Annotated in this window: 21 protein-coding genes and 1 pseudogene; 8 read left to right on the top strand and 14 right to left on the bottom strand. The window is 71.6% G+C overall.

The features are described 5' to 3' along the window. A partial coding sequence (locus ABT048_RS28845) for a polyprenyl synthetase family protein (RefSeq protein ID WP_350524463.1) occupies positions 1-650 on the top strand: 650 nt, incomplete at its 5' end. Positions 651-680: 30 nt separating this feature from the next. Here ABT048_RS28845 and ABT048_RS28850 read toward each other — a convergent pair. The 4 genes and pseudogenes from ABT048_RS28850 to ABT048_RS28865 all read right to left on the bottom strand — a co-directional run bounded on the left by ABT048_RS28850 (position 681) and on the right by ABT048_RS28865 (position 4,004). After that, positions 681-1,997: a hydroxysqualene dehydroxylase gene (locus tag ABT048_RS28850; protein WP_350524552.1), complete on the bottom strand. Its 1,317-nt coding sequence runs from the start codon at positions 1,995-1,997 to the stop codon at positions 681-683. Between the two features lie 156 nt (positions 1,998-2,153). Then, positions 2,154-2,297: pseudogene (locus ABT048_RS41725) on the bottom strand (hypothetical protein); the annotation flags it as partial. Positions 2,298-2,491: 194 nt separating this feature from the next. Beyond that, positions 2,492-3,562: a LuxR C-terminal-related transcriptional regulator gene (locus ABT048_RS28860; RefSeq protein ID WP_350524464.1), complete on the bottom strand. Its 1,071-nt coding sequence runs from the start codon at positions 3,560-3,562 to the stop codon at positions 2,492-2,494. A gap of 10 nt (positions 3,563-3,572) precedes the next feature. After that, positions 3,573-4,004, bottom strand: coding sequence for an ester cyclase (locus ABT048_RS28865; protein WP_350524465.1), 432 nt, complete (start codon positions 4,002-4,004; stop codon positions 3,573-3,575). 249 nt (positions 4,005-4,253) lie between these two features. Between ABT048_RS28865 and ABT048_RS28870 the strand changes: the two genes are divergently transcribed. Next, positions 4,254-5,489, top strand: a complete 1,236-nt coding sequence (locus ABT048_RS28870) for a PP2C family protein-serine/threonine phosphatase (RefSeq protein ID WP_350524466.1) — start codon at positions 4,254-4,256, stop codon at positions 5,487-5,489. 199 nt (positions 5,490-5,688) lie between these two features. Here ABT048_RS28870 and ABT048_RS28875 read toward each other — a convergent pair whose 3' ends face one another. Continuing rightward, positions 5,689-6,618 carry a CPBP family intramembrane glutamic endopeptidase gene (locus ABT048_RS28875; protein ID WP_350524467.1) on the bottom strand — a complete coding sequence of 310 codons (930 nt, stop codon included), beginning with the start codon at positions 6,616-6,618 and terminating at the stop codon, positions 5,689-5,691. Positions 6,619-6,798: 180 nt separating this feature from the next. Between ABT048_RS28875 and ABT048_RS28880 the strand changes: the two genes are divergently transcribed. Together ABT048_RS28880 and ABT048_RS28885 are read left to right on the top strand one after the other, a co-directional pair. Next, positions 6,799-8,034, top strand: a complete 1,236-nt coding sequence (locus ABT048_RS28880) for a sensor histidine kinase (protein ID WP_350524468.1) — start codon at positions 6,799-6,801, stop codon at positions 8,032-8,034. Further along, on the top strand, positions 8,022-8,711 hold the full coding sequence (locus tag ABT048_RS28885) for a LuxR C-terminal-related transcriptional regulator (protein ID WP_350524469.1): 690 nt from the start codon (positions 8,022-8,024) through the stop codon (positions 8,709-8,711). The genes ABT048_RS28880 and ABT048_RS28885 overlap by 13 nt, the downstream gene beginning before the upstream one ends. Before the next feature lie 201 nt (positions 8,712-8,912). On the opposite strand, the gene ABT048_RS28890 is transcribed toward ABT048_RS28885, so the two are convergent. Together ABT048_RS28890 and ABT048_RS28895 are read right to left on the bottom strand one after the other, a co-directional pair. Beyond that, on the bottom strand, positions 8,913-9,557 hold the full coding sequence (locus ABT048_RS28890; RefSeq protein ID WP_350524470.1) for an NADPH-dependent F420 reductase: 645 nt from the start codon (positions 9,555-9,557) through the stop codon (positions 8,913-8,915). Between the two features lie 78 nt (positions 9,558-9,635). Continuing rightward, on the bottom strand, positions 9,636-10,448 hold the full coding sequence (locus ABT048_RS28895; RefSeq protein WP_350524471.1) for an inositol monophosphatase family protein: 813 nt from the start codon (positions 10,446-10,448) through the stop codon (positions 9,636-9,638). Positions 10,449-10,563: 115 nt separating this feature from the next. Here ABT048_RS28895 and ABT048_RS28900 point away from each other — a divergent pair, with 115 nt between their 5' ends. Then, the gene (locus tag ABT048_RS28900) at positions 10,564-11,508 is read left to right on the top strand and encodes a LysR family transcriptional regulator (protein WP_350524472.1); all 945 of its coding nucleotides are present in this window, start codon (positions 10,564-10,566) and stop codon (positions 11,506-11,508) included. Between the two features lie 174 nt (positions 11,509-11,682). On the opposite strand, the gene ABT048_RS28905 is transcribed toward ABT048_RS28900, so the two are convergent. Next, complete coding sequence (locus ABT048_RS28905; RefSeq protein WP_350524473.1) at positions 11,683-12,207, bottom strand: MepB family protein; 525 nt, start codon at positions 12,205-12,207, stop codon at positions 11,683-11,685. Positions 12,208-12,260: 53 nt separating this feature from the next. After that, entirely contained in the window at positions 12,261-12,824 is a 564-nt protein-coding gene (locus tag ABT048_RS28910) for a TetR/AcrR family transcriptional regulator (RefSeq protein ID WP_350524474.1), read from the bottom strand. Between the two features lie 83 nt (positions 12,825-12,907). Here ABT048_RS28910 and ABT048_RS28915 point away from each other — a divergent pair, with 83 nt between their 5' ends. Beyond that, a complete protein-coding gene (locus ABT048_RS28915) occupies positions 12,908-13,792 on the top strand; it encodes an NAD(P)H-binding protein (protein WP_350524475.1) in 885 nt (294 codons plus the stop codon). A 237-nt stretch (positions 13,793-14,029) separates the two neighbouring features. Here the strand turns inward: ABT048_RS28915 and ABT048_RS28920 are convergent, their stop codons facing one another. The 5 genes from ABT048_RS28920 to ABT048_RS28940 form a co-directional block, all read right to left on the bottom strand. Next, positions 14,030-15,565, bottom strand: a complete 1,536-nt coding sequence (locus tag ABT048_RS28920; protein WP_350524476.1) for a phosphatidylinositol-specific phospholipase C domain-containing protein — start codon at positions 15,563-15,565, stop codon at positions 14,030-14,032. An 85-nt stretch (positions 15,566-15,650) separates the two neighbouring features. After that, positions 15,651-16,799: an LCP family protein gene (locus ABT048_RS28925; RefSeq protein ID WP_350524477.1), complete on the bottom strand. Its 1,149-nt coding sequence runs from the start codon at positions 16,797-16,799 to the stop codon at positions 15,651-15,653. A gap of 82 nt (positions 16,800-16,881) precedes the next feature. Further along, complete coding sequence (locus ABT048_RS28930) at positions 16,882-17,415, bottom strand: SigE family RNA polymerase sigma factor (RefSeq protein WP_350524553.1); 534 nt, start codon at positions 17,413-17,415, stop codon at positions 16,882-16,884. Positions 17,416-17,668: 253 nt separating this feature from the next. Further along, on the bottom strand, positions 17,669-19,441 hold the full coding sequence (locus ABT048_RS28935; protein ID WP_350524478.1) for a hypothetical protein: 1,773 nt from the start codon (positions 19,439-19,441) through the stop codon (positions 17,669-17,671). Between the two features lie 212 nt (positions 19,442-19,653). Beyond that, positions 19,654-19,953 carry a hypothetical protein gene (locus tag ABT048_RS28940; protein ID WP_350524479.1) on the bottom strand — a complete coding sequence of 100 codons (300 nt, stop codon included), beginning with the start codon at positions 19,951-19,953 and terminating at the stop codon, positions 19,654-19,656. 1,065 nt (positions 19,954-21,018) lie between these two features. On the opposite strand from ABT048_RS28940, the gene ABT048_RS28945 reads away from it, so the two are divergent. Then, complete coding sequence (locus tag ABT048_RS28945; protein ID WP_350524480.1) at positions 21,019-22,020, top strand: AraC family transcriptional regulator; 1,002 nt, start codon at positions 21,019-21,021, stop codon at positions 22,018-22,020. 240 nt (positions 22,021-22,260) lie between these two features. After that, on the top strand, positions 22,261-22,836 hold the full coding sequence (locus ABT048_RS28950; RefSeq protein WP_350524481.1) for a maleylpyruvate isomerase N-terminal domain-containing protein: 576 nt from the start codon (positions 22,261-22,263) through the stop codon (positions 22,834-22,836). Positions 22,837-23,007: the final 171 nt, after the last annotated feature.

A 23,007-nucleotide genomic window follows, 5' to 3' on the forward strand; every position in this document is an offset into this window, starting at 1 on the left:
TTCTATGCGCCGGCCGCGGACTGATCACCCGAACGAGCCTGATGCGCACGGAAGTTCGAGCGGCAGCCATGTCCCCCGGTTTGGGAATCGCTTCTGAGAGCCTGGATGTGCTGTTCGAAGCCAAGCCGCGCATTGACCTGGCCGAGTGCCTGGAGATGGTGTCGGGCAAGACGGCCTCCCTGTTCGCCTGCGCCTGCCGGTTGGGCGCCCTCTACGGCGGCGGCACACCGGCGCAGGTCGATGCCCTGGCCGCCTTCGGGCACGACCTGGGCATGGCGTTCCAGCTGGTGGACGACCTGCTCGGGATCTGGGGAGATCCGGCAGTCACGGGCAAGCCGGTCTTCGCGGACCTGCGCGCGCGCAAGCTGTCGGTGCCTGTGGTGGCCGCGATGGCCTCGAACACCACCGCAGGCGGCGAACTAGCCCGCCGTTATGCGCTGCCACCCGCCTCGGACACGGTCGAAGAGGCGGCGCTGGCCCACCTGGTGGAGGAAGCCGGCGGCCGGCGCTGGGTGATAGACCGCGCCGCCGAGCACGCTCACGCCGCCCGGCGCCGCCTGCAGGCCCTCACCGGCAACACCGGCACCGTCCCCCGGGCCGTCGCCGACCTCGACGCGCTCTGCAGCCTGATCGTCGACCGGTCTCACTGAACCGGCCGTCCCGGCCTGAGGGCGGCGAGGCTACCGGGCTTCGGCCCACGGCGGTGGGGTGTCGAGAATGTGCGCACGGCCGATCCGGTAGAGCTCGGCGTCCACCTCCTTCAGCCGGCGCAGCTCCTCCGGCTCGTACAGGGCGTGCACGACGGCGGGCTCGGCCGGATGCCCGGCGGCTTCCAGGAGCGCGTTCGCCGCTGCCCGGCCGCTCTGGTTCGCACCCTCCATGGTGGCCAGGTTCACCGGGCAGCGCACGAAGTCCCCGGCCATGAACAGGTTCGCGGCCGCCGTCTCCGCCCGGGGGCGCAGTGCCCAGGAACCGGTGGTGTTGATCAGCAGGGCTTCGTCGTTGGTGGCGGGCCCGGGGCCGTCGAGGTTCTTGACGGCCGGATCCAGATGCCAGGAGTGCAGCAGACCCTCGTGGAGGGTCTGCCGGTGGCCGTCGTTGAGGGCGTCGGCGAGCTGGGCCCAGACCTCGGCGGCGACCTCGGCCCGGGTGCAGTCGCGGGCCGGTTTGCCGTAGAGGATGCCGGGGGTGTCCCAGGAGGAGATGTCGACCGACAGGCAGTCGGCCACCGTCCCGTCGCCGTAGGTGGCGCGGAAGTCGGTGTCCCAGAACTGTGCCTGGCTGATGGAGGTCAGCGCCCAGGGGGAGTCCTGGTAGATGACGTGGCCGCGGGTGACGGGGGTGGGTTCGGTGAGGTAGAACTGCAGGCCGACCATCCAGTCCGTGCGCAGGCCCGCCGTGCTCTTCAACTCGGGGTCCGCCTGGGCCAGACCGTGCTCCAACAGCGCCCCGATGCGGTCGACCGGGAGCGCGCACACGTACCAGTCGGCGTTCAGTTCCCGCTGCCGGCCGCCCGGCCCCCGCAGGACCGCGCCGGTGACGGTGCGGCCCCGCACCGTCACGCGCTCCACCCGCCAGCCCAGCTCAAGCCGCACCCCCAGCGTCTCCAGGTGCCGCACCCAGGGGTCGATCCAGGCGGTACTGGTCGGGGCGTTCAGGACCCGGTCGGCGGCCTGGGCCTCGCCCCGGCCGAGGAAGCCGTAACCGAAGGCCTCCAGGAAACCCCCGACGGTGTGCGTGCTGCACACCTCCGCCCTCGCCGCCACCACCGTGCGCGTCGCCCCGACGACACACACCTTCCGGTACTCCTCGGACGCACCGTCGGCGGCCGTGAAATCCCACCACGACGTCTGCTCCCACTGCCCCAGCCGCCGCTCCGTGCTGCTCGTCATGTAGACCAGCATCCGGTTGGCGAAGTACAGCAGTTCCTCGTTCAGTTCGCCCTCGGCGCCCAGCCGCATGCCCCTGGCCCGCAGGATCTGCAAAGGCGTCCTCACACCGGCATCCAGCGACACGTCGGCAACCGTCTCCCCGATCCTCCCCGAACGGGCGGACAGCATCTGCGGCGCCTCCCGCAGATTGCCCTCCACACCCAGCCGGGAACCCGGAAGGGGAATCCGGCGCATCGTGTCCGGCAGACTCCGGTAGAAGCCCGGAAAGAACCGGAACCCGTGCTCGCTGGGCAGATCAAGCCGCCCGCCGGCGCCCGTTCCGGGAACCGAGGCACTACGCGCCTTCCCGCCCCACCCGGCAGGTTCCACCACGGTCACCTCGAACCCGCGCTCCGCCAGTTCCATCGCCGCCGTCAACCCGGCCACCCCGCCCCCCAGTACCGCAACCACACGGCCCGAACGCCCCACCACCGCACACCCCTCCCCGATCCCCGTGACCGCTCACCGGTCCCACCCAGCCCAGACGGGCACGACAAGCCTGCCAGCTGCTGTTGCTGGTGCGGCCTGGCCGGCCGCGGGACGCGGTGCCGCCGGTCGACTCAGCCGCCCTTCGGGGCGAGCACCGCGGCGATCAGTTCCCGGCGGCTGCTCACGCCGAACCGGGCGAACACCGCCGTCAGGTGTTCCTGCACGGTGTACCCGGAGACGTGCAGCCGGGCCACGATCTCCCGGGTGGAGCACCCTTGCAGGACCAGGGCGGTGACCCGGCTCTGGGCCGGGGTGAGGCCGTGGGCAGCCAGCAGCAGGGAGCCGAGTTCGGCGGCGGGCGCCGGCTCGACCACCACCCCGATCTGCTCCCCCGCCCGCCCCCGCAGGCGGGTGGCATGCAGGGTCAGCCACTGCCCGTCGGCGGTGCGCAGCCTGACCGAGCCGGGCTGATGCGCGGCCTGCGGCGACGCGTCGGGCGCCCGGGCCAGTAGGGCGGCCACCGAGTAGATCGGCATCGGCAGGCCCTGGATCTCGGGCCCTTCGAGGCGGGCGAGCCACTGTTCGGCGTCCGGGCTGATCGAGACCAGCGAGAGCCCCTGGTCGAGCACGATCACGCCGGGGCCGCCCGCAGTCGCGGCCCCGTCGCCGGTCAGCGCCTGGTGCACGACGTCACGGCGAAGGCCTTCGGCCAGGTGCGGGGCGAGCCTGCGCACGACGTCCAGGTCGGCGGCGGAGAAGCCGGCTTCCGCGTCCGCCCGGTGCAGGCAGAGCACGCCCCAGCACTCGTGCCCGACGACCAGGGCGGCCCGGAGCTCGTCGCCGAGCCCCAGGCCGGCCATGATCTCGCGGTAGCGGGCGCTTGCGGTGCGCTCGCCCCGGGTCACCCGGTCCAGCGACATCACCGGCTCAGGGCCCCGGGCCAGCGCGGCGAACTTGTTGACGTCCGCGCGGCCGAACTCGTTGTCGAGGAAGAGCGGGGTGGCACCGGCCAGCGGATCCTGGGCGACAGCCGAGGTGAAGAGCAGGGTCGCCGGGTCCACCGAGGCGAAGAACGCGGCCTCCACCGGCAGGATGCCCGGTAGGCGGCGCAGCACCTCGGTGGTCAGGGCGGGCTTGTCGAGGTCGGCGTAGCAGCTGTCGATCAGCCGCTCGACGTGTCGCTCCCGCAGGGCGGCGGCCATGGCACTCACGCTACGCCGCCGCCCGGTCCGGCACGAGCCCGAGCTGGCTCAGCAGGCCCAGCTCGTCCAGCTGGCCCCAGCGTTCGGCGATCCGCCCGTCCCGCAGCCGGAAGACGTTGATGCCCTTGAGCACCAGCGTGCGGCCGTCACCGGGGACGCCCATCACCTCACCGTGCCGGGTGCCGGAGGCGGTGAAGAGTTCCACCACGACGTCGCCCTCGCCGATCAGGCGCCCGAGGTCGGAGTGCCAGTCCGGGCATGCCTGGCGGAAGATCGCCCCTGCGGCGCGCATGCCCTCCCGGTCCGTGCCGACGCCGACGGGCGGGTCGTGGTTGACGAAGTCCTCCGTGAGGTAGGTGTCGACGGCTGACAGGTCGCCCCGGGTGAACAGCGCGTCGATGAATGCGGTCACGGTCTGCTTGTTCTGTTCGATGGTGTTCATACGGCCAGCGTCGGCCTGCGGGCCCGGCATCGGAACCCCACTTTTCTGGGGTCCGCACGTCCGAGGACCGAACCGGTGCTCCGCCGCCCCACGGCTCGGCGGACGAGCCGGGCCCTCCCTGGAACAGGCCGAACGGACCCGGACGACCCCCGAACGGCCCAGCCGGCACGAGCAGGCCGTCCCGGGTGCCCGTGCCTATCGTTGGTAGCACTCCTTGATCGGAGAGCGGCGAGGGACGGCAGGTGAAGTGTGGACGGACCCGTCATCGACTACCAGGCCGTGTTCCAGGCCCTGCCGGGCGCCGTCGCCCTGCTGACCACCGACCTGGTCTACGCGGACGCCAACGCGGCGTATCTGGCCTTGTCCGGGCACACGCGCGAGCAACTGGTCGGCCGCTACCTGTTCGACGTCTTCCCCGACAATCCCAACGACCCGGCGGCCACCGGCGTACGCAACCTGCACGCCTCGCTCCGGCGCGTCGCCGCCACCGGCGAGCGCGACACCATGGCCATGCAGCGCTACGACGTCGAAGACGCCGAGCGCCCCGGCGTGTGGCAGGAACGCTACTGGAGCCCGGTCAACACCCCCGTCCTCGCCCCGGACGGAACCGTGGCGCTGCTGCTGCACCGCGTCGAGGAGGTCACCGAACTCATCAAGGCCCGCGGCAACCGCGGCGGCGACCGCACTCGGGTCCTGGAAGCCGAGCTCTACACCCGCGCCCGCGAACTCCAGGACGTCAACGAACGCCTGCGCCAGGCCCACGCCCGCGAACGCGAGGTCGCCCTCCACCTGCAGGAGGCCATGCTCCCCGCGCCCCAGCCACTCGGGCACCACCGCGCCGCCGTACGCTACCGGCCCGCAACCGGAGCCCTCAACGTCTGCGGCGACTGGTACGACCTCGCCGACCTGCCCGGCACCGCCCACACCGCAGTCGCCGTCGCGGTCGGCGACGTCGTCGGCCACGGCCTCGTCGCCGCCGGCGTCATGGGACAGCTGCGCAGCGCCCTGTCCGCCGCTTCCCGGGTGGCCTCGGGCCCCGCCCAGGCCCTGGAAGTCCTCGGCCTGTACGCCCGCTCCGTGGACGGAGCGGAGAACACCACCGCCGCATCGGTCTTCGTGGACTGGACCGACCACGCGCTCACCTACAGCAGCGCCGGCCACCCGCCGCCCGCCCTGTGCCGGCCCGACGGCACCGTCACCTTCCTCGACCGGGCCACCGACCCCCCGCTCGGCGCCCGCCCCGAACACGTCGCCCGCCCCCAGATCCGTACCGCCTTCACCGAAGGCTCCGTCCTCGTCCTGTACACCGACGGCCTCATCGAACGCCGCCGCGAGGACATCGACACCGGCTTGGGCCGGCTCGCCCGCTCCCTCGCCCGCCACCGCCGCGCCGACCCCGAAACCCTCGCCGACGCCCTCCTGGCCGACCTCGTCCCACCCGCCGGACTCACCGACGACACCGCCCTCGTCGTCCTGCGCCTCTGAACCGCGATCTCGGCGCCCGCACTCCGGCCGCTACGGACAGCGACCGAGGGCCGGCCTGGGCGATACGCGACACCGGAGGGTGTGGCGCTCGCGCCCCGCACCTGTCTCCTGATGCTGCGCGCCGACGGCGACGGGTTGTCGCTGCGCGCTGAAGCGCGCTCTGCCCGACGAGCGGCACGGGGGTGATCGGTGGCCGGCGCTACCGGGACGCGGTGGGCTGCTCCTGCGGCGCGGGCAGGCGTCCGCGCAGCCTGGCACACCGCCGGCCGGCGAGCCAGACGCCCAGTACCGCGAGTGCGGTGACCGGCCAGGTCGAGATGCTCAGCGGCCCGGCGAACAGCGGGTCGACCGGGCCGCCCGACACTGCGCGGGTGAGGGGCAGCGTGAACTCGTTGAGGCACAGGTGTGCCGCGACGGCCGCCCAGACCGACCCGGTGGAAAGCCGGATCGTGGCGATCACGGTTCCGAGCAGCGTGGCGGTGACCACGGCCACGGGTATGCCCAGCAGGATCGAATGGCCGGGGTAGCTTCCGCCGAGCGCCGTCATCGGCACGTGCCAGGCCCCCCAGATCGCGCCGCCGAGCAGCAGGCCCCGGATCCTGCCCAAGCCGAGCAGCCGCGGCAACAGGTAGCCCTGCCAGCCGAGTTCCTCGCCGAAGTACAGCGGTACGGACAGCAACGCACTCAGCACCAGCGGCACGACCGTTGCGGGCCCCGGCAGATGCGCGGGGGCATACCGGCCCGCGAGCGTGGCCAGCGCCAGACCGGCGGCGGTGATGGCCACCGGGATCGTCAACCCGACTGCGACGGACCGCAGTTCGTGCCGCCAAGGATTGGCCCTGGCGAGCCCGAGGGCCCGCGCGGCCCGGCGCGGTCCGAGGCCGCGCATGGTGAGGCCGAACGCGGTCAGCGCCGGCACCAGCATCATCAGGATCATGCACAGCGCCGCGAGCCGGGGCGTGCCCTGCCCGGCGCTGGTACGGCGCAGGCCCTCCGCCCACAGCGGCACCATGGCGAGCCACGCGCCGACGAAACTGATCGTCAGGAAGAGGGGGAGATCGGAGCGGGAGTGGCCTGAAGCACTCGTCGGTTTCATGGCTGTGTGGCCTGAAGCACTCGTCGGTTTCATGGCTGTGACGCTACGAACCACGGGCCGCCCGGGCGATCGCGCAGGCTCGTCGATCGATGGTGTAGCACGCTCCACTGCGCCCGGGGCCGCGAAGGGGCAAGACTGGTCGGTGTGAACGACTTGTCAACCACACGAGCACGCGCGGCGCGTAGCGCTCGGGCCGCCGGGTACTGCGCGACCGTGTTCGTCCAGGCCGTGGCCCTGGTCGTGCTGGTGCCCGTCCTGATCTACTCGGCGGTCCTGTGCCTGGTCGGTGCGGGACTGCTCGTCCTGCCGCACGAGCTGCGGCTACTGCGCCGGCTGGCCGATGGCGAACGCGCCCGGCTGGGACGGTGGGCGGCGCCCACGCCACCCGCCGAGCCGCACGCGAGACGTGGCCTGATGGCGGTGCTGTCGGATCCGGCGACCGGCCGCGATCTGCGGTGGGCGGCCGCCGCTGTGCCCGTCCACGCCGCGCTCGGACTACTCGGCGCGGCGCTGTTCCTGTTCCCGGCGGCCGCGCTCGTGCTCGGCTGCCTGTGGTGGCTGTTCCCGGCAGACGACCCGATCAGGCTGCTCCTGAACGTCCCGATCGACAGCTGGGGATCCGCGCTCTACGCCGGAGTGCCGCAGCTCCTGCTCAGCGTGCTGCTCGCCCTGTACGGCCCGCCGCTGCTCGCCCGGCTGGCGGCGTCCGTGAGCCGCCGGCTGCTCGCCCCCTCGGCCGCCGTGGTCCTCGCCGAGCGCGTGTCGACGCTGGACCGGACCCGCACCGGGGCACTCGACGCGCACGGCGACGAACTGCGCCGCATCGAACGCGACCTACACGACGGCACCCAGGCCCGACTGGTGTCGCTGGCCATGCAACTCGGCCTCGCCGAGAGGACGTTGAGCACCGATCCCAAAGCGGTGGGCCCGTTGTTGACCCGGGCCCGGGAGGGCGCCGAGGAGGCGATGGCCGAGCTTCGCGACGTGCTGCGCTCCGTCTACCCACCGGTCCTCGCCGACCGGGGCCTCGCCGGTGCGGTCGCCGCGGTCGTTGCCCGCTGCCCGGTGCCCGCCACCGTCGACCTCGGCAACCTCGGCGGACCCGGCAGACCCGGCGAACCCGGCAGACCCGGCGAACCCGGCGGACCGGGAGGGCTCGGCGCCCTGCCGGCGCGGACCGAGGTGGCCGTCTACTTCGCAATCACCGAAGCGCTCACCAATGCGGCCAAGCACGCCGGGGCCGGATCGGTCCTGGTGACCCTGGCCCGGACCGGCGGCACGCTCCGCGCGGAGATCACCGACGACGGCCGCGGCGGCGCGGCCGAGCGCGGTGGCACCGGACTGCGCGGCATGCGGCAGCGCATCGAGGCGGTCGACGGCACACTGCGCGTCCAGAGCCCGCCCGGCGGTCCCACCGTGATCACCGTGGAGTGCCCGTGCGGATCGTGATCGCCGAGGACAACGCGCTGCTCGCCCAGGGACTCACCGCGCTGCTGGAGGCTCTCGGGCACCAGGTGCTCGCCACCACGGGAGAGGCCGGGTCCTTCATCGAGGCTGTCCTGACCCACCGGCCGGACGTGGCGATCGTGGACGTCCGTCTCCCGCCGTCCTTCACCGACGAAGGCATCCGGGCCGCGCTGCGCGCCCGGGAGCGTCTGCCCGGCCTGCCGGTCCTCGTCCTGTCCCAGTACGTCGAGGACACCTACGCCCGGGAACTCCTCGACGACGGCGCCGGCGTCGGGTACCTGCTCAAGGACCGGGTCGCCCGCGTCGACGACTTCCTCGACGCGCTCCACCGCGTCGCGGCCGGCGGCACCGCGCTGGACCCCGACGTGGTCCGCCAGCTGCTCGCGGCCCGCGGCAACCCGCTGTCCCGGCTGACCGAGCGCGAACGCGAGGTGCTCGCGCTGATGGCGCAGGGGTACGGCAACTCCGAGATCGCCGACCGCCTCGTGGTGACCGAACGGGCCGTCCACAAGCACGTCGGGAACATCTTCATGAAGCTCGACCTCCCGCCCGAGGACAGCGGCGACCGCCGCGTCCTCGCGGTCCTCACCCACCTCGGAGTCCCCCAACGCCGACCCCGCCCTTCGGAGCCCCGCCGCCTGGCGCCGCCGCCCGGCTGATGTCCTGCACCGGAGATCCGTCGTCAGATCGGCCACCTGCTCGCGCTTGGTCGGCTCGGGCTGCACCAGCGGGCCCAACGATGACCCTTCCCGGCCGTCGGGCTGCTCGACGGCCTGGTCGCCGTCGGACAACCCGCTTTCAGTGACCAACGGCCTCGTACTCGCCCGCTACCGGTTTTGGTCCGAACCCGGTCTGGACGGTCAGCCGGCGAGGGAGACGGCGAAGGGCTTGAAGCCGTGTCGGCGCAGGATGTGGGGAACCACGAGGATCATGGCCTCGGTGGCGCGGGCTGTGGTGATGCCGCCGAGGTCCTCGATCCATGCGGGCTGCCAGCCCAGGTCGCCGAGCAGGCCGGTGACGGTCTTCTTCGCGTTCTGGTCGTCGCCCGAGAGGTAGGCGGTCGGTGGGGTGGCCAGGGTTTCGGGGGCGGTCATGACCATGAACAGCATGGTGTTGAGGGTCTTGACCACATGGGTGTCGGGGAGGGCGGCCTGGAGTTGCTCGGCGAGGCTGCTGCCGGGATAGCACAGGTCGCCGGGCAGGCCGTCATCGGCGTCGTGGGTGGCGTTGGAGACGTCGACGAGGAGCTTTCCGGAGAGCTCGGTGCGCAGGCCGGCCAGGCGGTCCAGGGAGCTGTCGCCGGGTGTCGCGTTGATCACGATGTCCGCGGTGCGGGCGGTGGTGCGCTGGTCGGCGAAGGCGATCTGCGGGGCGATGCCCGCGGCGAGGGCTGCGGTCTCTTCCGGGTTCCGGACGCCGAGGGTGACGCGGTGTCCGGCTGCGGAGAGCTTGCCGGCGAGGTTGGCGCCGACGCGGCCGGCGCCCAGGATGCCGATGCTGGTCATGAGGTGATGCTCCTTGCGGTGCGGGATGGGCAAAGCGGAAGTGGGCAGAGCGGAGGGGGGCAGAGCGGGGGTGTCCGGTCAGGCGATCGGCGACAGGACCTTGAGGGCGGCGGCGTGGATGCCGGGGGCGGCGGCCAGGAAGTCGCGGCTGCCCGTGTTCCAGGGCTCGCCCGCCAGGTCGGTGACGGTGCCGCCGGCCTCGGAGACCAGCAGCGCACCGGCGACGAGACCGGAGCGAACGTCGGAGAACTGCCAGAAGGCGTCCGTGCGTCCGGCCGCGACGTGGATGAGCTGCATCGTGGCGGGAACGGAGACGCGTACGACCAGGCCGTTGATGAGCATGGCGGTGACCGAGTCACCGATCCGCCGGAAGGTGCGCTCGTCCTCGCCGGGCCTGGCCTGGCCGGTTCCGACGAGTGCGGCGCCCAGATCGGTCTTGGCCGACACGTTCAGGGACCGGCCGTTGAGACGGGCACCGCCGCCGGCGACGGCGGTGTAGGTGTCGCCGGTCAGTGGCAGGTGGACGACGGTGAGCACCGGCTGGTTGTCGCGGACCAGGGTGGCGGTCACGGCCCAGTCGTCCATGCCGTGAACGTGGTTGATGTTGCCCTCGGCGGGGTCGACGACCCACCACTCCCCCGACGGGAGCGCACCGCCGGCCAGCTCGTCCTCGGCCCACCGCGATCCGCGCCGGGCCCGCAGCAGCGGCTCGCGCAGCACGTCCAGCACCGCGTCGTCGTTGGCGTGGATCTCGGCGACGACCTCCTCCAGGCTCACGCCCCGGGCGTTGGGGGTGTGGCGCTCGCGCAGCGTGACGCCCGCGGTCTTCACCGCGGCGGTCACCTCGGACAGGAGCGTCGTTCCGGCGGCGAAAGGCATGGCTGTGCTCATGAGGGGCTCCCTGAGTTCGATGTGTGCGGGCGGTTCGTCTCGCGCCTGCACTTCGAAGGTAGGCCCCTCCGTCATTAACAACAAGTGCATGCTATGCACTTGTAGAGTTACTGGCATGCAACTGGATATGAACCTGCTCACGGCCCTGGACGCACTCCTGGAAGAAGGCAGCGTCGCCGGCGCCGCAGCACGCCTGCACGTCACCGCACCGGCGATGAGCCGCTCCCTGGGCCGTATCCGCAAGGCCACCGGTGACCAGATCCTGGTCCGCACCGGCCGCAGCATGGTTCCCACCACCCGCGCACTGGCCATGCGCGCCCAGGTCCACGCCCTCGTACAGCAGGCCCACCACCTTCTGTCCGCGCAGCAGGAACTCGACCTGACAGCACTGGACCGGGTGTTCACCCTGCGCTGGCACGACGCCCTGACCGCCGCCTGCGGCACCGCCCTGATCACCGCCGTCCACCGCCAGGCCCCCGGCGTCCGACTGCGCCTGACCGCCGAACCCGGAACGGACGACGCCGAGCTGCGCCGGGGTGAGGTCGACCTCGAATCGAGCTCCAGCCCCCCGGCGCTCCCCGACATCCGCCACCGCCTCGTCGGCAGCGACCGGCTGGTCGTCGCCGTCCGGCCGGGCCACCCCCTCACCGAAGGCCCGCTGAGCATCGAGCGCTACGCAGCCGCCGAACACCTCACCGTTTCGCGACGCGGAAGCCTGCGCGACCCGATCGACGACGCCCTGACCACCCGCGGCCTCGAACGACGCGTCGTCGCCGCCGGGCCCACCGCCGCCTTCGCACTGCAACTCGCCCTCGGCAGCGACCTGGTGGTGACCCTCCCCGACGCGGTCACCCGCGCGGCCCGGCACCGACTCGGCCTGACCACACTGCCGCTGCCACTGCCACTGCCCGAGGTCCCCCTGTACCTGCTGTGGCACCAGCGCTACGACGACGACCGCGCCCACACCTGGCTACGGGACCTGGCCACCGAAACCGCCCAGGCACTCTTCACACCACCGACCGCCTCCCGACAACCCCTCACCGACCGGACCGGGCAGTGACGGGTACGCCGGACGGAAGGCCTGCGGCAGCAGACTCCCGCACTCGTGAACATCACCTGTCCGTGCGGGCGTACGACTCCCGACCTCGGGTCGAAACGATGTCGCAACCCGGGTACGAAGCCACCCAGCGGTCGCACGACCGCGGCGACGATCAGCGAGGAGGGAGAAGCACTGCTACGGGTGGTAAAGAGCCTGGGCACGCGCCCTGTCGACAGGCCCGTCCTCGCCGAGGTGCAGGAAGTAGTCCACCTGCCACACCTGCGTGGCACGTGCCTGACGGTTGGTCGTGGTCACCCACGGCGGGTAGACACGAAAACCTCGCTTCCCGCCCGTGTGATCCCGGGACACGACGCCACGCTCGCACAGCACCTCGCGCGGGAACACGAACTGCCCGAAGTGGCCGCCCTCTCGGCTGCTGACAACGAAGAGGTCGACCCCGTCCTCGACGTCGAAGGGCCTGATCGGCCCGTCCTCCGACCGCTGCCACACGGTGACGAACTGGCCGACCTTCGTCGGGGTGGTCTTCGCCACGCGGAACCGGACCGAGAGCCCGTCGAGGGTGAACCCGTGAGCCGCGTACTCGGCACTCTCCGGTTCGGGCACCGGCTGCGAGCAGGCAAAGCCACTCGGGTCGTACACCGATTCCTTCACCGCCAGGAGATCACCGTGAATCCCCTCCCACAGCCCGTTCGTCGCCATCCCCACATCCTGCCATCACGCTCGCGCACCCGGCCGACCCGACCGGTAGTGGGTCAGCGTTCGGGGCCGCGGATGCCATCGAGCAACAGCGTGACGTGCCGGCGCCAGTCACCGGCGCCGGTCATGTTCGCCATGGCGCCACGGGTGATGAGGACGAAGTCATGGGCGTCGAAGTCGGCACGGAGGCGGCTGGCGTCGACGGCACGCTGCACGATGCTCTCGGTGATCGCCGAGAAGTCTGCCTTTTCGGCCGCGATGTCGTTCCAGCTCGGCTCTTCCGGGCCGAGGAGCGCGAAGCGGAACGCGGCATCGGCCTGTACGGATTCCAGATAACCGTAGAGCAGCGTCTCGAACGCCGTCCAAGGGTCCTCGGTCTCGTCGGCGGCGCAGGCGAGGGCGGTCATCGCCTCGAACCGGCGGCCGATGATCGCCGCGAGTAGCGCTTGCTTGTCGGCGAAGTGCCGGTAGAGGGTGCCGACGCCCAGGCCGGCACGCTCGGCGATCTCGTCCATCTGCACGGCGTCGCCTCGCTGGGCGAACAGCGCGCCGGCGGCGTCGAGGACGGTTTCGCGGTTGCGTCGGGCGTCGGCGCGCAGCGGGCGTTCGGGAGCGGTCATGGTCGCTCCAGGGTAGTTGACGTTGCGCGGAAGTCGCCCTTACATTCGGAACCGGAGTTCAGGTTCATGTTAGAGGAGATGTGATGATCGTCGTCACCACGCCGACAGGACAGATCGGCAGCCAACTGATTCGTCAGTTACTCGACCAGAACAAGGAGGTCCGGGTCATCGTCCGTGACGCCTCGCGTCTGGACGACTCGGTCCGCGAGCGGGTCGAGACCGTCAGCGGTTCCCACGGCGATCCGGCCGTGCTCGACAAGGCCCTTCCCGGTGCCGACGCGCTGTTCTGGCTCGTCCCGCCGAACCCGCAGGCACCGAGCGCCGAGGCGCACTATCTCCGTTTCGCCCGGGCGGGCGCCGCTGCCGTCGCCCGGCACGGGGTCGGCCACGTCGTCGGTGTGTCCAGCGCGGGCCACGGCTGGCCGTCCCCGGCCGGCGTCCTGTCGGCGGCCTTCGCGATGGACGCCGAACTCGGCACGTCCGGTGCGGCGTACCGGGCGCTGTCCATGCCCTTCTACATGGAGAACCTCCTCGGGCAACTCGACGCCATCCGCGGGCAAGGCGCGTTCCACCTGACCTGTGCAGGCGACCTGCCGCTGGCGTCGACCGCGACGCGGGACATCGCCGGCGCCGCCGCCGGCCTGCTCACCGATCTGTCCTGGACCGGACAGGAGAACCTCCCCGTGTTCGGCCCCGACCGACTGACCCCTGACGGGATGGCCGAAGTGATCAGCCAGGAACTCGGGCGTCCGGTCACCTACCGCCGCCTGAGCATCGACGACTTCGCGTCGCTGCTGCGCTCCCGAGGCGCCGGCGACCAGGCAGTCAAGGACATGACCGAGGCGTTCGCCGCACAGGACCACGGCATCTACGACACGGACTGGGCGACCGCCGAGCCCACACCCACAGACTTCCGCACCTGGTGCAGGGAAGTCCTCAAGCCCGCCGCAGACGCCCAGGAATCCTGACCCGAGCGAGGCTCAGCCGACCCAGCAGACCCAGGGGACGTCGTGCGGTTCCAGACCGCTTCAGACGGGCTGCACCGGGCTGCCGGTCGGGTCAGTTAGTCAGCGGGTCGGACACCAGCCAAGCGCCATCGACCGGGCAGCAGACCGCCCTCCTGGACGCCCGGTACGCTGCCCGCCCGAACGGCCGTGCCCGGCCCGACGCGGTGTGGCGTCGGGCCGGGCGGCGGGGTGGTCCGGTCAGGCCGGGCAGTTGCCCAGGACGACCTTGCCGCCCGACTGCGAGGCGGTCGCCGGATCCACCATCAGGCACAGGTTCGTCCACCGGTTGATGAACCGGTAGGCCGACTGGTCGGCGAGATTGGTGGGCATGATGTTCCACATCTGGTTGTCGGAGATCCAGCGGGTCTCGCAGGGCCACCAGAACAGCTGGGTCCCGGCCGGCGGGGGCGTCCCGTTGTTGTAGGGGGCGGTCAGGCACTGGCCGTTGTTGGCCTTGATCCAGAAGTAGCCCATGCTGTCGAAGGTGGAGGGTTTGGCGGCCTGCCACTGGTGGCTGCTGGGCGGGTTGCTCTGGCAGGCCCGCTGCTGAACCACACCGCCCTGCCCGGAGCTGTCGAACTCCGGCCCGCGGGTCATGCACCGGCCGTACTTGCTGTCCACGTACGTCTTGTCGGGCTTGACCACCCAGATCGCCGGGCTGGCGCTCCTGGTCTCGTAGTACCTGTTGCGGGCGATGATGTCCTGCACCACCGCCCAGCCGGGGAAGTCCATCATGACGATGCCCAGCCGGTTGCCGCCGCCGCTGTTGAGGTAGTTCATCAGCCGCAGGTTGACGCCGTCGACCCAGACCAGGTCCTTTCCGCGCAGGACGCCGTAGCCGCCCGCGTAGTCGGAGGGGACGTGGTCGAAGGGTGCCCGGGAGGCGGAGGTGTAGGTCACGAAGGTCTGGTTGGCGGGGGCCCAGGCGGCCGCGTCGAGGTTCTTGTTGACCAGGCCCCACTTGACCGGGGCGTCGGCGGCGTTCCAGGTGTCCTCGGTGTGGTCCTCGAAGCCGTTGAGGCCGTAGGAACCGCCGTTGGCGGTGTTGAAGACGGACAGCACGATCTTGCCGCGGGCCTGGCCCAGCGTCGGCGGGTCGCTGCGCTTGCCGTTGTTGTAGAACAGTCCCGCGTACTGCTTCGCGTACGCGTCGAACAGGGCCGTGTGGCTCGCCGTTGGGTGGTCGTCCGAGCAGCTGAAGGTGGAGCCGTCGCACTCGGCCCGCAGCCGCATCAGGATGGTCTCGCCGCGGTGGGCCGAGAGGAAGGCCTTCGCCTTGGTCAGGACGTCGTCGAAGTTGGCGTTCTGGTAGAAGGGGCCGTGGTGGATCACGAACTTGTCGTTGATGATGCGGACCCGGATGTCGACCGCGCGGATCCCGCGGTCCAACTGCGCGGTCAGGGTCGCCGCGCTGTCGCCGAAGTCCTGCTGGGTCTGGGCGCTGGAACCCCCGTGCAGGGCAAGCGTCTCGTGCGTGCCGGGTATGGACATCGCCGTCAGGGGCGTGGTCGCGCCCACCTTGCCCATCCAGTCCTGCTGGGTGGCCGAACCGAGGTTCTGGAAGGCGTCGCGGTTGTCCGTCCCCGCGGCCAGGGCGGCGTGCGGTACGGCCAGCGGGGCCACGACCAGGGCGAGGGTGGCGACGGCGGTCACCGTCGCGGTCCGGGCCAGGCGGCGCAGGCGCTGCAGGGCGGCTCCTGGTGGGCGGACGGGCGTGGCGGGGGTGTTGAGCATGGTCACCTTTCGCGGTCGGGAACGGCCGTACTCGTACGGCCCTGGTACTGATGCCTGGTGCTGGCCCCGGGGCCTGCCCCCTTTCTCAGTCGACGCAGGTCACTCCGTTCCCGGCCGGGGACCCTCCGGTGTCCTGTGCGGTCAGGATCTCCTTGGCCTTCCCCGGTTCCGCCACCAGCGCCGCCCCCTTCGGCTGCACCGGCAGTGTCGAGGCCGACGCCTGCCCCCCTGCGAACGCGGGCACCTGGCGGACGAAGTCCACCGGGCTCCACCCCTTGTCGACGACCAGGTCGTCCTTCAACGCGTCGTAGAGGGCTGCAAGCTTGCCGGCGTCCCCCACCACCCCGCCGTCCCGCAGCTTCTGCAGCACTCCCCCGAGGAAGGCCTGCGCGCGCCGGGTCCGTCCCAGGTCCGAGTCGTCGCCCACCCCGTGCCGTTGCCGGACGAAGGCCAGCGCCTGCGCGGGCCCGAGCTCCGACCGGCCGGCCGGCAGCCTCGCCCCGCTCCACATGTCGTCGACCGCGTGGTTCAGGCAGACCGGTACCCCACCGACCGCCTGGGCGACCCGGTAGAAGCCGGTCATCGAGACCTCCGCGAAGTGGTCCACCGGCACACCCGTCAGCTGGTGCACCGACCGGATCAGTGCGGCCCGGCCGGCTTCCCGTCCCTGCCAGCGAAGGTCGGCGCCCGACACGCCCCGGCCCGTCAGCCGGGCCAGTTCCGCGGTCTCGGCCTGCGTGTAGACCTGGTTGATGCTGATCTGCTTGCCGCCGCCCGCGTCGACCAGCACGTCCCGGGGAATCGACAGCTGACGCACGGTCCCTCCACCGGCCGGGACGTGCATCAGGACCAGGGTGTCCGCGACGTCCACGTCGTCGGCCCCGGCGTGGAGCTCCCCGCGGCGCAGGTCGTCGGGCACCGGCCGCCCCTGGGCGTCGGTCGTCGACTGCAACCCGATCAGGAGAATCGTCACTCCGTGGTCGAGCGGCGCCGGCGCTCCCGCCGAGGCGGCGACGGCCAGCGCCCCCGAGGTCCGCCCCGGCATCGCGGACGGGACGGTCAGCGCGCTCGCCCCCACCGCGACAGCCAGCGTCAGGCCGCCCGCCAGCAGCACCGTACGCCGCCGCCCCCGCCTGCGCCGCCGTCCGGCCTCCAGCCCGCCGTCCACCAGCCGGGCGGCCATGTCCGCTCCGAGGCCGACCCCGGCGTCTGCGAACACCGTGCTCAACCGCATCTCGAACTCCTCGTCCCCGCCCGTCACTTCACCACTCCACTCGCCGAAGATCCGTCCATGACAACCGACTCGCCCCGCACCCTCACGGCGCCACCAACTCCGCCAGATCCGCGCCCAGCAGGGACCGCAGCCGGGCCAACGCCCGAGTGCACCTGGTCCGAACCGCCGACGAACTGACCTTGACGATCACCGCGGTCTCCTCCACGCTGCGGTCCTCCCAGTACCGGAGCACCACCACCGCCCTGTCCCGCGGCGGCAACTGGGCCAGCGCATCGACCAGCGCCATCCGCAGCGCCGCGTCCCGCTCGTGCGCCGACTCCTCCGGCAGCACACGGCTCGGCCGCTCGGAACTGCTGCGCTTGCGCTGGTGCGTCAGGAACGCCCGGACCAGCACCGTCTGCGCGTACCCTGCCGCATTGTCGATCCGCCCGGCCCAACTCGGCCGGTACAGCCGGTGCCACTGCGCGTACATCTGGCCCAGGGTCTCCTGCACCAGGTCCTCGGCCAGGTGCGCGTCGCCTCCGGTCAGGAAGTACGCCGACCGGTAGAGCGGCCCGGAGCGGACCGTCGCGAACGCGACGAACTCCTCCTCCACAGCCGCCCGGCGTCGAGCTATGCCCACTACCCTCTCCCGTTCCCTCTCGATATCCGCCCTATGACGTCCCAGGGGCACCAGGATGTTTCAAAGATTTTTTCGGACGGCCCCCACAGCCTCTCGACCGGCAGTCGAGACTCGTCGACGCGGGGCCGTGAAGGACGGCGGGGCCCTGGTTGCGGCGACTGCCGCAACCAGGGCCCCGGGAACTCATGACGGTTGCGCAGCGACCGGTTCCGGTGCGGCCGGCCGCTCGCGCCACCTGCTGTCCGGCTTAGCCGGCAGGGGTGTGGAAGGTGGTCTTCCGGCCCGGGTCGGAGCTCTTGCCGTCGGCGTCAACGACCTCGATGGCGATCTCGTAGTCGGTCCCCGGCTTGAGGCCTGCCATCGGGACCAGGTTGTTGGGCGCACGCGTGTTGTCCGGGATGGGGTACCCGGCCTGGCCGTTGATGACGAGCCGGAACTTGCTCGCGCCGGGCACGTGCGGGAAGGTGAACGTCACCGAGGTCGCGGTGAGTTGGGTGATCGTCACCTCCGGGAGGACCGGGGTGTGGTTGTTGCGGTCCGGGCCGCCCCCGATCAGGAACTGGTTGTCCGCCACGTTCCAGTGCGAGGACAGGTAGCCGCCCGGCTTGGGGTTGGTGCTGTAGTAGTTGTCGTGCGTGCAGTCGAGCCGGTCGTAGTTCGTGTAGTCCGGGCAGACCGACTTCAGTTGCGTGGCCGAGGTGTCCTTGTAGCACATCAGGTCCCACTGGTTGACGCAGTGGGAGTGCTTGCTGGAGTCGGGCGCGCTGTTGTTCACCGCGCCCAGGTTGTGTCCGAGTTCGTGCGCCGCGGCGTGGGCGCTCCAGCAGCCCGCGTCGACGCGGGCGTAGGAGGGGCCGAAGTTGCTCGGGTTGTCCTGGCCGGGCCGGTCGTCGGCCGCGAAGTTGCCGAGGCCGCAGTACACGTGGGCGTCGGTGAACAGCATGTACTTGCGGTCACGTCGGTTGAACCCCTGGGCCACCAGTGCGTCGTTGGTCGCGCCGAAGTTGCCCAGCGCCGCCGCCGGAACCTCGATGTCGAGCACACTGGCCGTGCAGTCCGCGTCGGTGACATACCGGACGTGCCGATTGCCGCCGGTCTGTTCGGCGCTCGCACGGTAGATGACGTCGACGTCCGCCGCCCACTTCTTCATCGAGTTCTTGTAGGCGGCGAACTGGTCCTGGTCCGGCCCGTGGACGTAGAGCACCTGCACCCGGAAGCCGGTGGTGCCGTCGCCGTCACAGACCACCTCCGTGCCGGCGGGCGCCTTCGACGGACTCGGCGTGGCGGCGCCCGGAGAAGCGGTGGTCGTGGGGTGCGGGACCGGTGCGCTCGGAGAAGCGGTGGCCGTGGGGCGCGGGACCCGTGCGTGCCCCGGAGAGGCGGCGGTCCCGGGGTCCGGGAGCGGCGCGCCCGAAGAGGCGGCCGACGCGGTGTCCGGGACCGGCGCGCCCGGAGAAGCCGCGGTCGCGGTGTCCGGGACCGGCATGGCCTGCGATGGATCGGCGGCAGGCGGCTGGCTCGATCCGCCACCGGGACCGGGGGCCGACGCGGTGGCATCCGCGACCGGTGGGACGGTCTTGTGGATGTCGACGCCCTCCGGCGCCGCGTCCGGACCGTGGCTGCACAGCGAGCTTCCGGCGACCTGGAGCAACCCGGCGCAGCCGTCACTGCTGGGCAGGTTCAACCCGGTGTAGACCATGCCGCGTTCGGGCTGGTCCTTGGGTATCTCCTTGAGGGGGGTGGTGTTCTGGTCATGCTTCGTGGCCGGCGCCTTGGTGGCGCCTTCGGCGGCCCCGGTCTGCCCCGGTGAGCTGCCGTCGGCGGCGGCTGCGGCCGCGCCGTCCGCCGAAGCGCCCGCCGTAGCCGTGACGCTGGTGCGGCTCGCGGCCGGTTCGAGCGCCGAGTGGATCCCCAGCGCCCCCGCCACCAGCCCGGCCGCCACCGCCACGGCGACCAGCGTCGTCCGGCGGGTGAGCCGCCTTTGCTTCCGCCGGCGGAGTTCCGTTCTCCGGTGTCCCATCACGCGTTTCCTTTTCCTTGTACGACGGCCCGAGCCCTGTGGTGAAAGGCGGGCGGGCCTTCCGACACCAGGGAGAGCGGACGGGGCGGATGGGAATAACGGAAACTTCGACGCTCGGCGAGAATTTCTTCCGAGGGCACGCTCCTGCTGACATTCGGTACAGCAAAGCAGGTGGGCCACCCGAATGTCCGGGTGGCCCACCTGCGGTGTTTCTACCGCCGACCGGAGCCTTCCTTTCCTCCGGCCTCGTCGGCGCCTTCCGCCGACGGGGCCGTGTTCTTGTCGGTCGCGGGGAAGGTATGGGTCTGCGGCTCCATCTCCAACCAGCGGTAGGCCCACTCCCGGTGGACGACGAGGTCCTTGGCCCAGGGGAAGACCTGCGAGGTCATGCCCTTGATGGCGCCGATCATCTCGTCGGTCGCGCTGTCGACCCTGGCGCTGCGGATGTTGGCGTTCAGTCCCTCAGGGACGTGGAATTCGAACGTGAGCTTGAGTACTCGCCTGCTGGCCATGTTCCCCTCCGTGGTCGGTGGCTTGTCGTCGTCATTACCCGATCTCCGCGAGATTGCGGGATCTCGCGGAGATCGAATCCGACATTGATTCATTCATCGTGGATCGGTTCTCACACCCCGTCCTTCGCGGGGCCCGCGCCGAGGGATGTACAAGGTCCACAGTCGGTGGCTTTGTCGCCGATATCGCGCAATCTCCGCGAGATTTCTCGATCCAGCGGAGATTTGATCCGGCGTGCATTCACTCGCCTTGGATCGGTCCTCGCAATCGGCCCTTCGTGGTAGCCCGCATCCGTGGGGCGCGCCGGCATCCGCCACGTCGCGGGGGTCGTGTCGACGCGGCTGTCAGCCGACGGCGCCCGCGTCCGCCCGCCCCGGTTCGCGAGGTTGCCGAGCGCAACAACCTCGGCGACGCCGACAAGGATCGGCGGCGCGGCCTTCGCCCCGGACTGCCCCGAGGACAGGCCGTAGGCCCGACCCGGGTGGCCGGGGAGCCGGGAGTGCCGGGAGTGCCGGGAGTATCGGGAGTGCCGGGCGGGCCGGGCGGAGAACGCGATCAGACCGAGCGCCCCGCCCGGGCGGCGCTGCGGGTCCGCGGCAGCTCACCGGAGGTCGCACGCGGCCCGGAGAGCCCCCGCGCCGAGGAGGCCGCCGACACCGCTTCGCCCCGGTCCGGTGCGGCAGGTGTGCGGTAAGCCGCGTACCTGGAGGAAGAGCAGAGCCGGCCGTCGGCCGGGCACACCGAAGACGCCCGGCATGACCCGCCGGCCCCACCGCCCGGCCATCACACCACCGACGGCCACACGCACCGCCGGTCTCGCCGCCGGCGCCGTCACCATCGGCGCCACGAGCCGGCGGAACGTCGGGCGACCGGATGCGCTGCCGACCCGACCGCGGTCGGAACCAACGGCGACCTGCGTCGCCATGGCGATCTGCGCATGTGCATCTCCCGTCGAACACCCACTCCGGCGCGGCTGTCCGCAGCGTAGGTGGCGCAGCAGCCGGACGCTTTCCCCTGCGTGGCACCTCGTTTGACAATATGTGGCATGCCGCCCGAGCCTCGGCCCTGTGAAGTACCTGATACGCAGCTCCGTGCTGGACGGCTTCGTCGACCTGCTCCGCTCGCTGGGGGCCGATCCGCTGCCGCTGCTGGCGTCGGTCGGGCTGGACGCATCCGACCTCGTGAACCTCAATGCCTGGGTCCCGGTGGAAGCGGTGGCCGAACTGTTCGAACGGTCGGCGTCGGCGACCGGATGCCACGACCTCGGCCTCAGGCTCGCCGAAGGCCGGCGTCTGGCCACCATGGGTGCCATCAGCCTGGCCGCCCGCGAGGAGCCCGACGTCCGCCACGCGTTGGACGTGCTCATGCGCTACCAGCACCTGCACAACGAAGCGCTCCGCAGCAGGATCACCGAGGCCAACGGCCTCGCCACCCTCCACCTCGCTCTCGATGTCAGCCACGGCCGCCAGGCCGCCGAGCTGCTCGTCGGCGCTGCCCACCGTTACCTGTGCAGCCTCATCGGCAGCGCTTGGAGACCGGTCACCGTGCTTCTCGGCCACGACGCCCCCGCCGACACGGCAACCCACCACCGCGTGCTCGGGCCCGCCATCCGCTTCGGGCAGGAATCCAACGCGATCGTCTTCTACGCAGCCGACCTCGACGCCCCCAACCAGCTGTCCGACCCCCTGTTGAGGCCCTACGCCCGCCAGTACCTCGAAGCGATCGCGGTCCCCCGCCCCCGGGGCGAGGTCGACCGCATCCGGGACCTCATCGAGGCCCTGCTCCCCACCGGACGCTGCTCACTGCACCGGATCGCCCGCAGCCTCGGAGTCGATCGCAAGACCGTACACCGCCAACTCGCGCGCTCCGGTGCGACGTTCTCCTCCGTGCTCAACGGCGTCCGCGTCCAGCTGGCCCAGAAGTACGTCGGCAACCCGAGCCGCCCGCTCACCCAGACCGCGGAACTGCTCGGCTTCTCCGCCCTCAGCGCCTTCTCCCGCTGGTTCCGGGAGGAGTTCGGCACGAGTGCGACGGCGTGGCGCGCGGCCCGGCGGGACGAGTCCGCCTGACGGCCACCTCCGGCATCCGGCACTCGTATGCGCAGGAGGCGACCCGGAGCGGCGCAGAGGCAGGCGGTCCGGCAGCACCCGCCGTCCAACCGGGCCGTAGCGCACGGGCAGCGGATGCTCACGCAGCCGGGCGACGAGGCAGCCGGCTGAGGGCAGGCCCCGGGGCTTCTCCTCGTCGACATCGCCCTTGTCCGCCGGATGGCGTTTGTTGATGGCTGCCAACGCTGCGACGATCATGGGATGGATGGCATCGACAGTCGAGACGTCGACCGGGCTGTGAATGAGATGGTTCGGGTCCTCGGCCCGCACGATTCCGCGGACTGGCAGGCCCGCGCGGGGTCGCTGGAGTGGAGTTGCCGGCAGACCGCCGCGCACCTCGCGCACGACCTGCTGGCCTATGCCGGGCAGTTGGCGGCGCGTCCGACGGATGCCTATCTGCCCTTTGACCTCGTCGTCGACGCCGGTGCCCCGGTGCGTGAGGTGCTCAGGGTGGTGACCGCCTGCGGAAGGCTGCTGAGTGCCACGGTCGCCGCAGCCGCGCCCGATGATCGCGCTTGGCACTGGGGGCCGTGCGATCCGGCAGGGTTCGCCGCGATGGGGGTCGCGGAGACGCTCCTTCACACGCATGACATCACCCAGGGGCTGGGGATTCCGTGGCGGCCCCCGGAGGATCTCTGTGCCGCGGTGCTCGGCCGGTTGTTCCCTGATGCTCCGCCTGGTGACCCTGTCCAGGTCCTGCTGTGGTCCACCGGCCGGGGCGAGCTCGCTGACCGGCCGCGCGTCACCTCGTGGGTCTGGAAAGCCGCAGTCTCGTAAGGAGGAGCGGAGGCTCCAGCCGTCGCGGCGGGTGCCCGGATGCCACCCGCCCCGGATGGGCCACCAGCCCGGCCGCAAGAGACCGGGCCCAACAGGTGGAGCGGCAGCTCGGGCACGAGCCGCCTCCCCCTCTGCGCGCCGGAGCAGCCGGCGCCCCGATAGTGTTCCCGG

Origin of the sequence: Kitasatospora sp. NPDC096140, assembly GCF_040303045.1 — a bacterium.
GTDB lineage: Bacteria > Actinomycetota > Actinomycetes > Streptomycetales > Streptomycetaceae > Kitasatospora.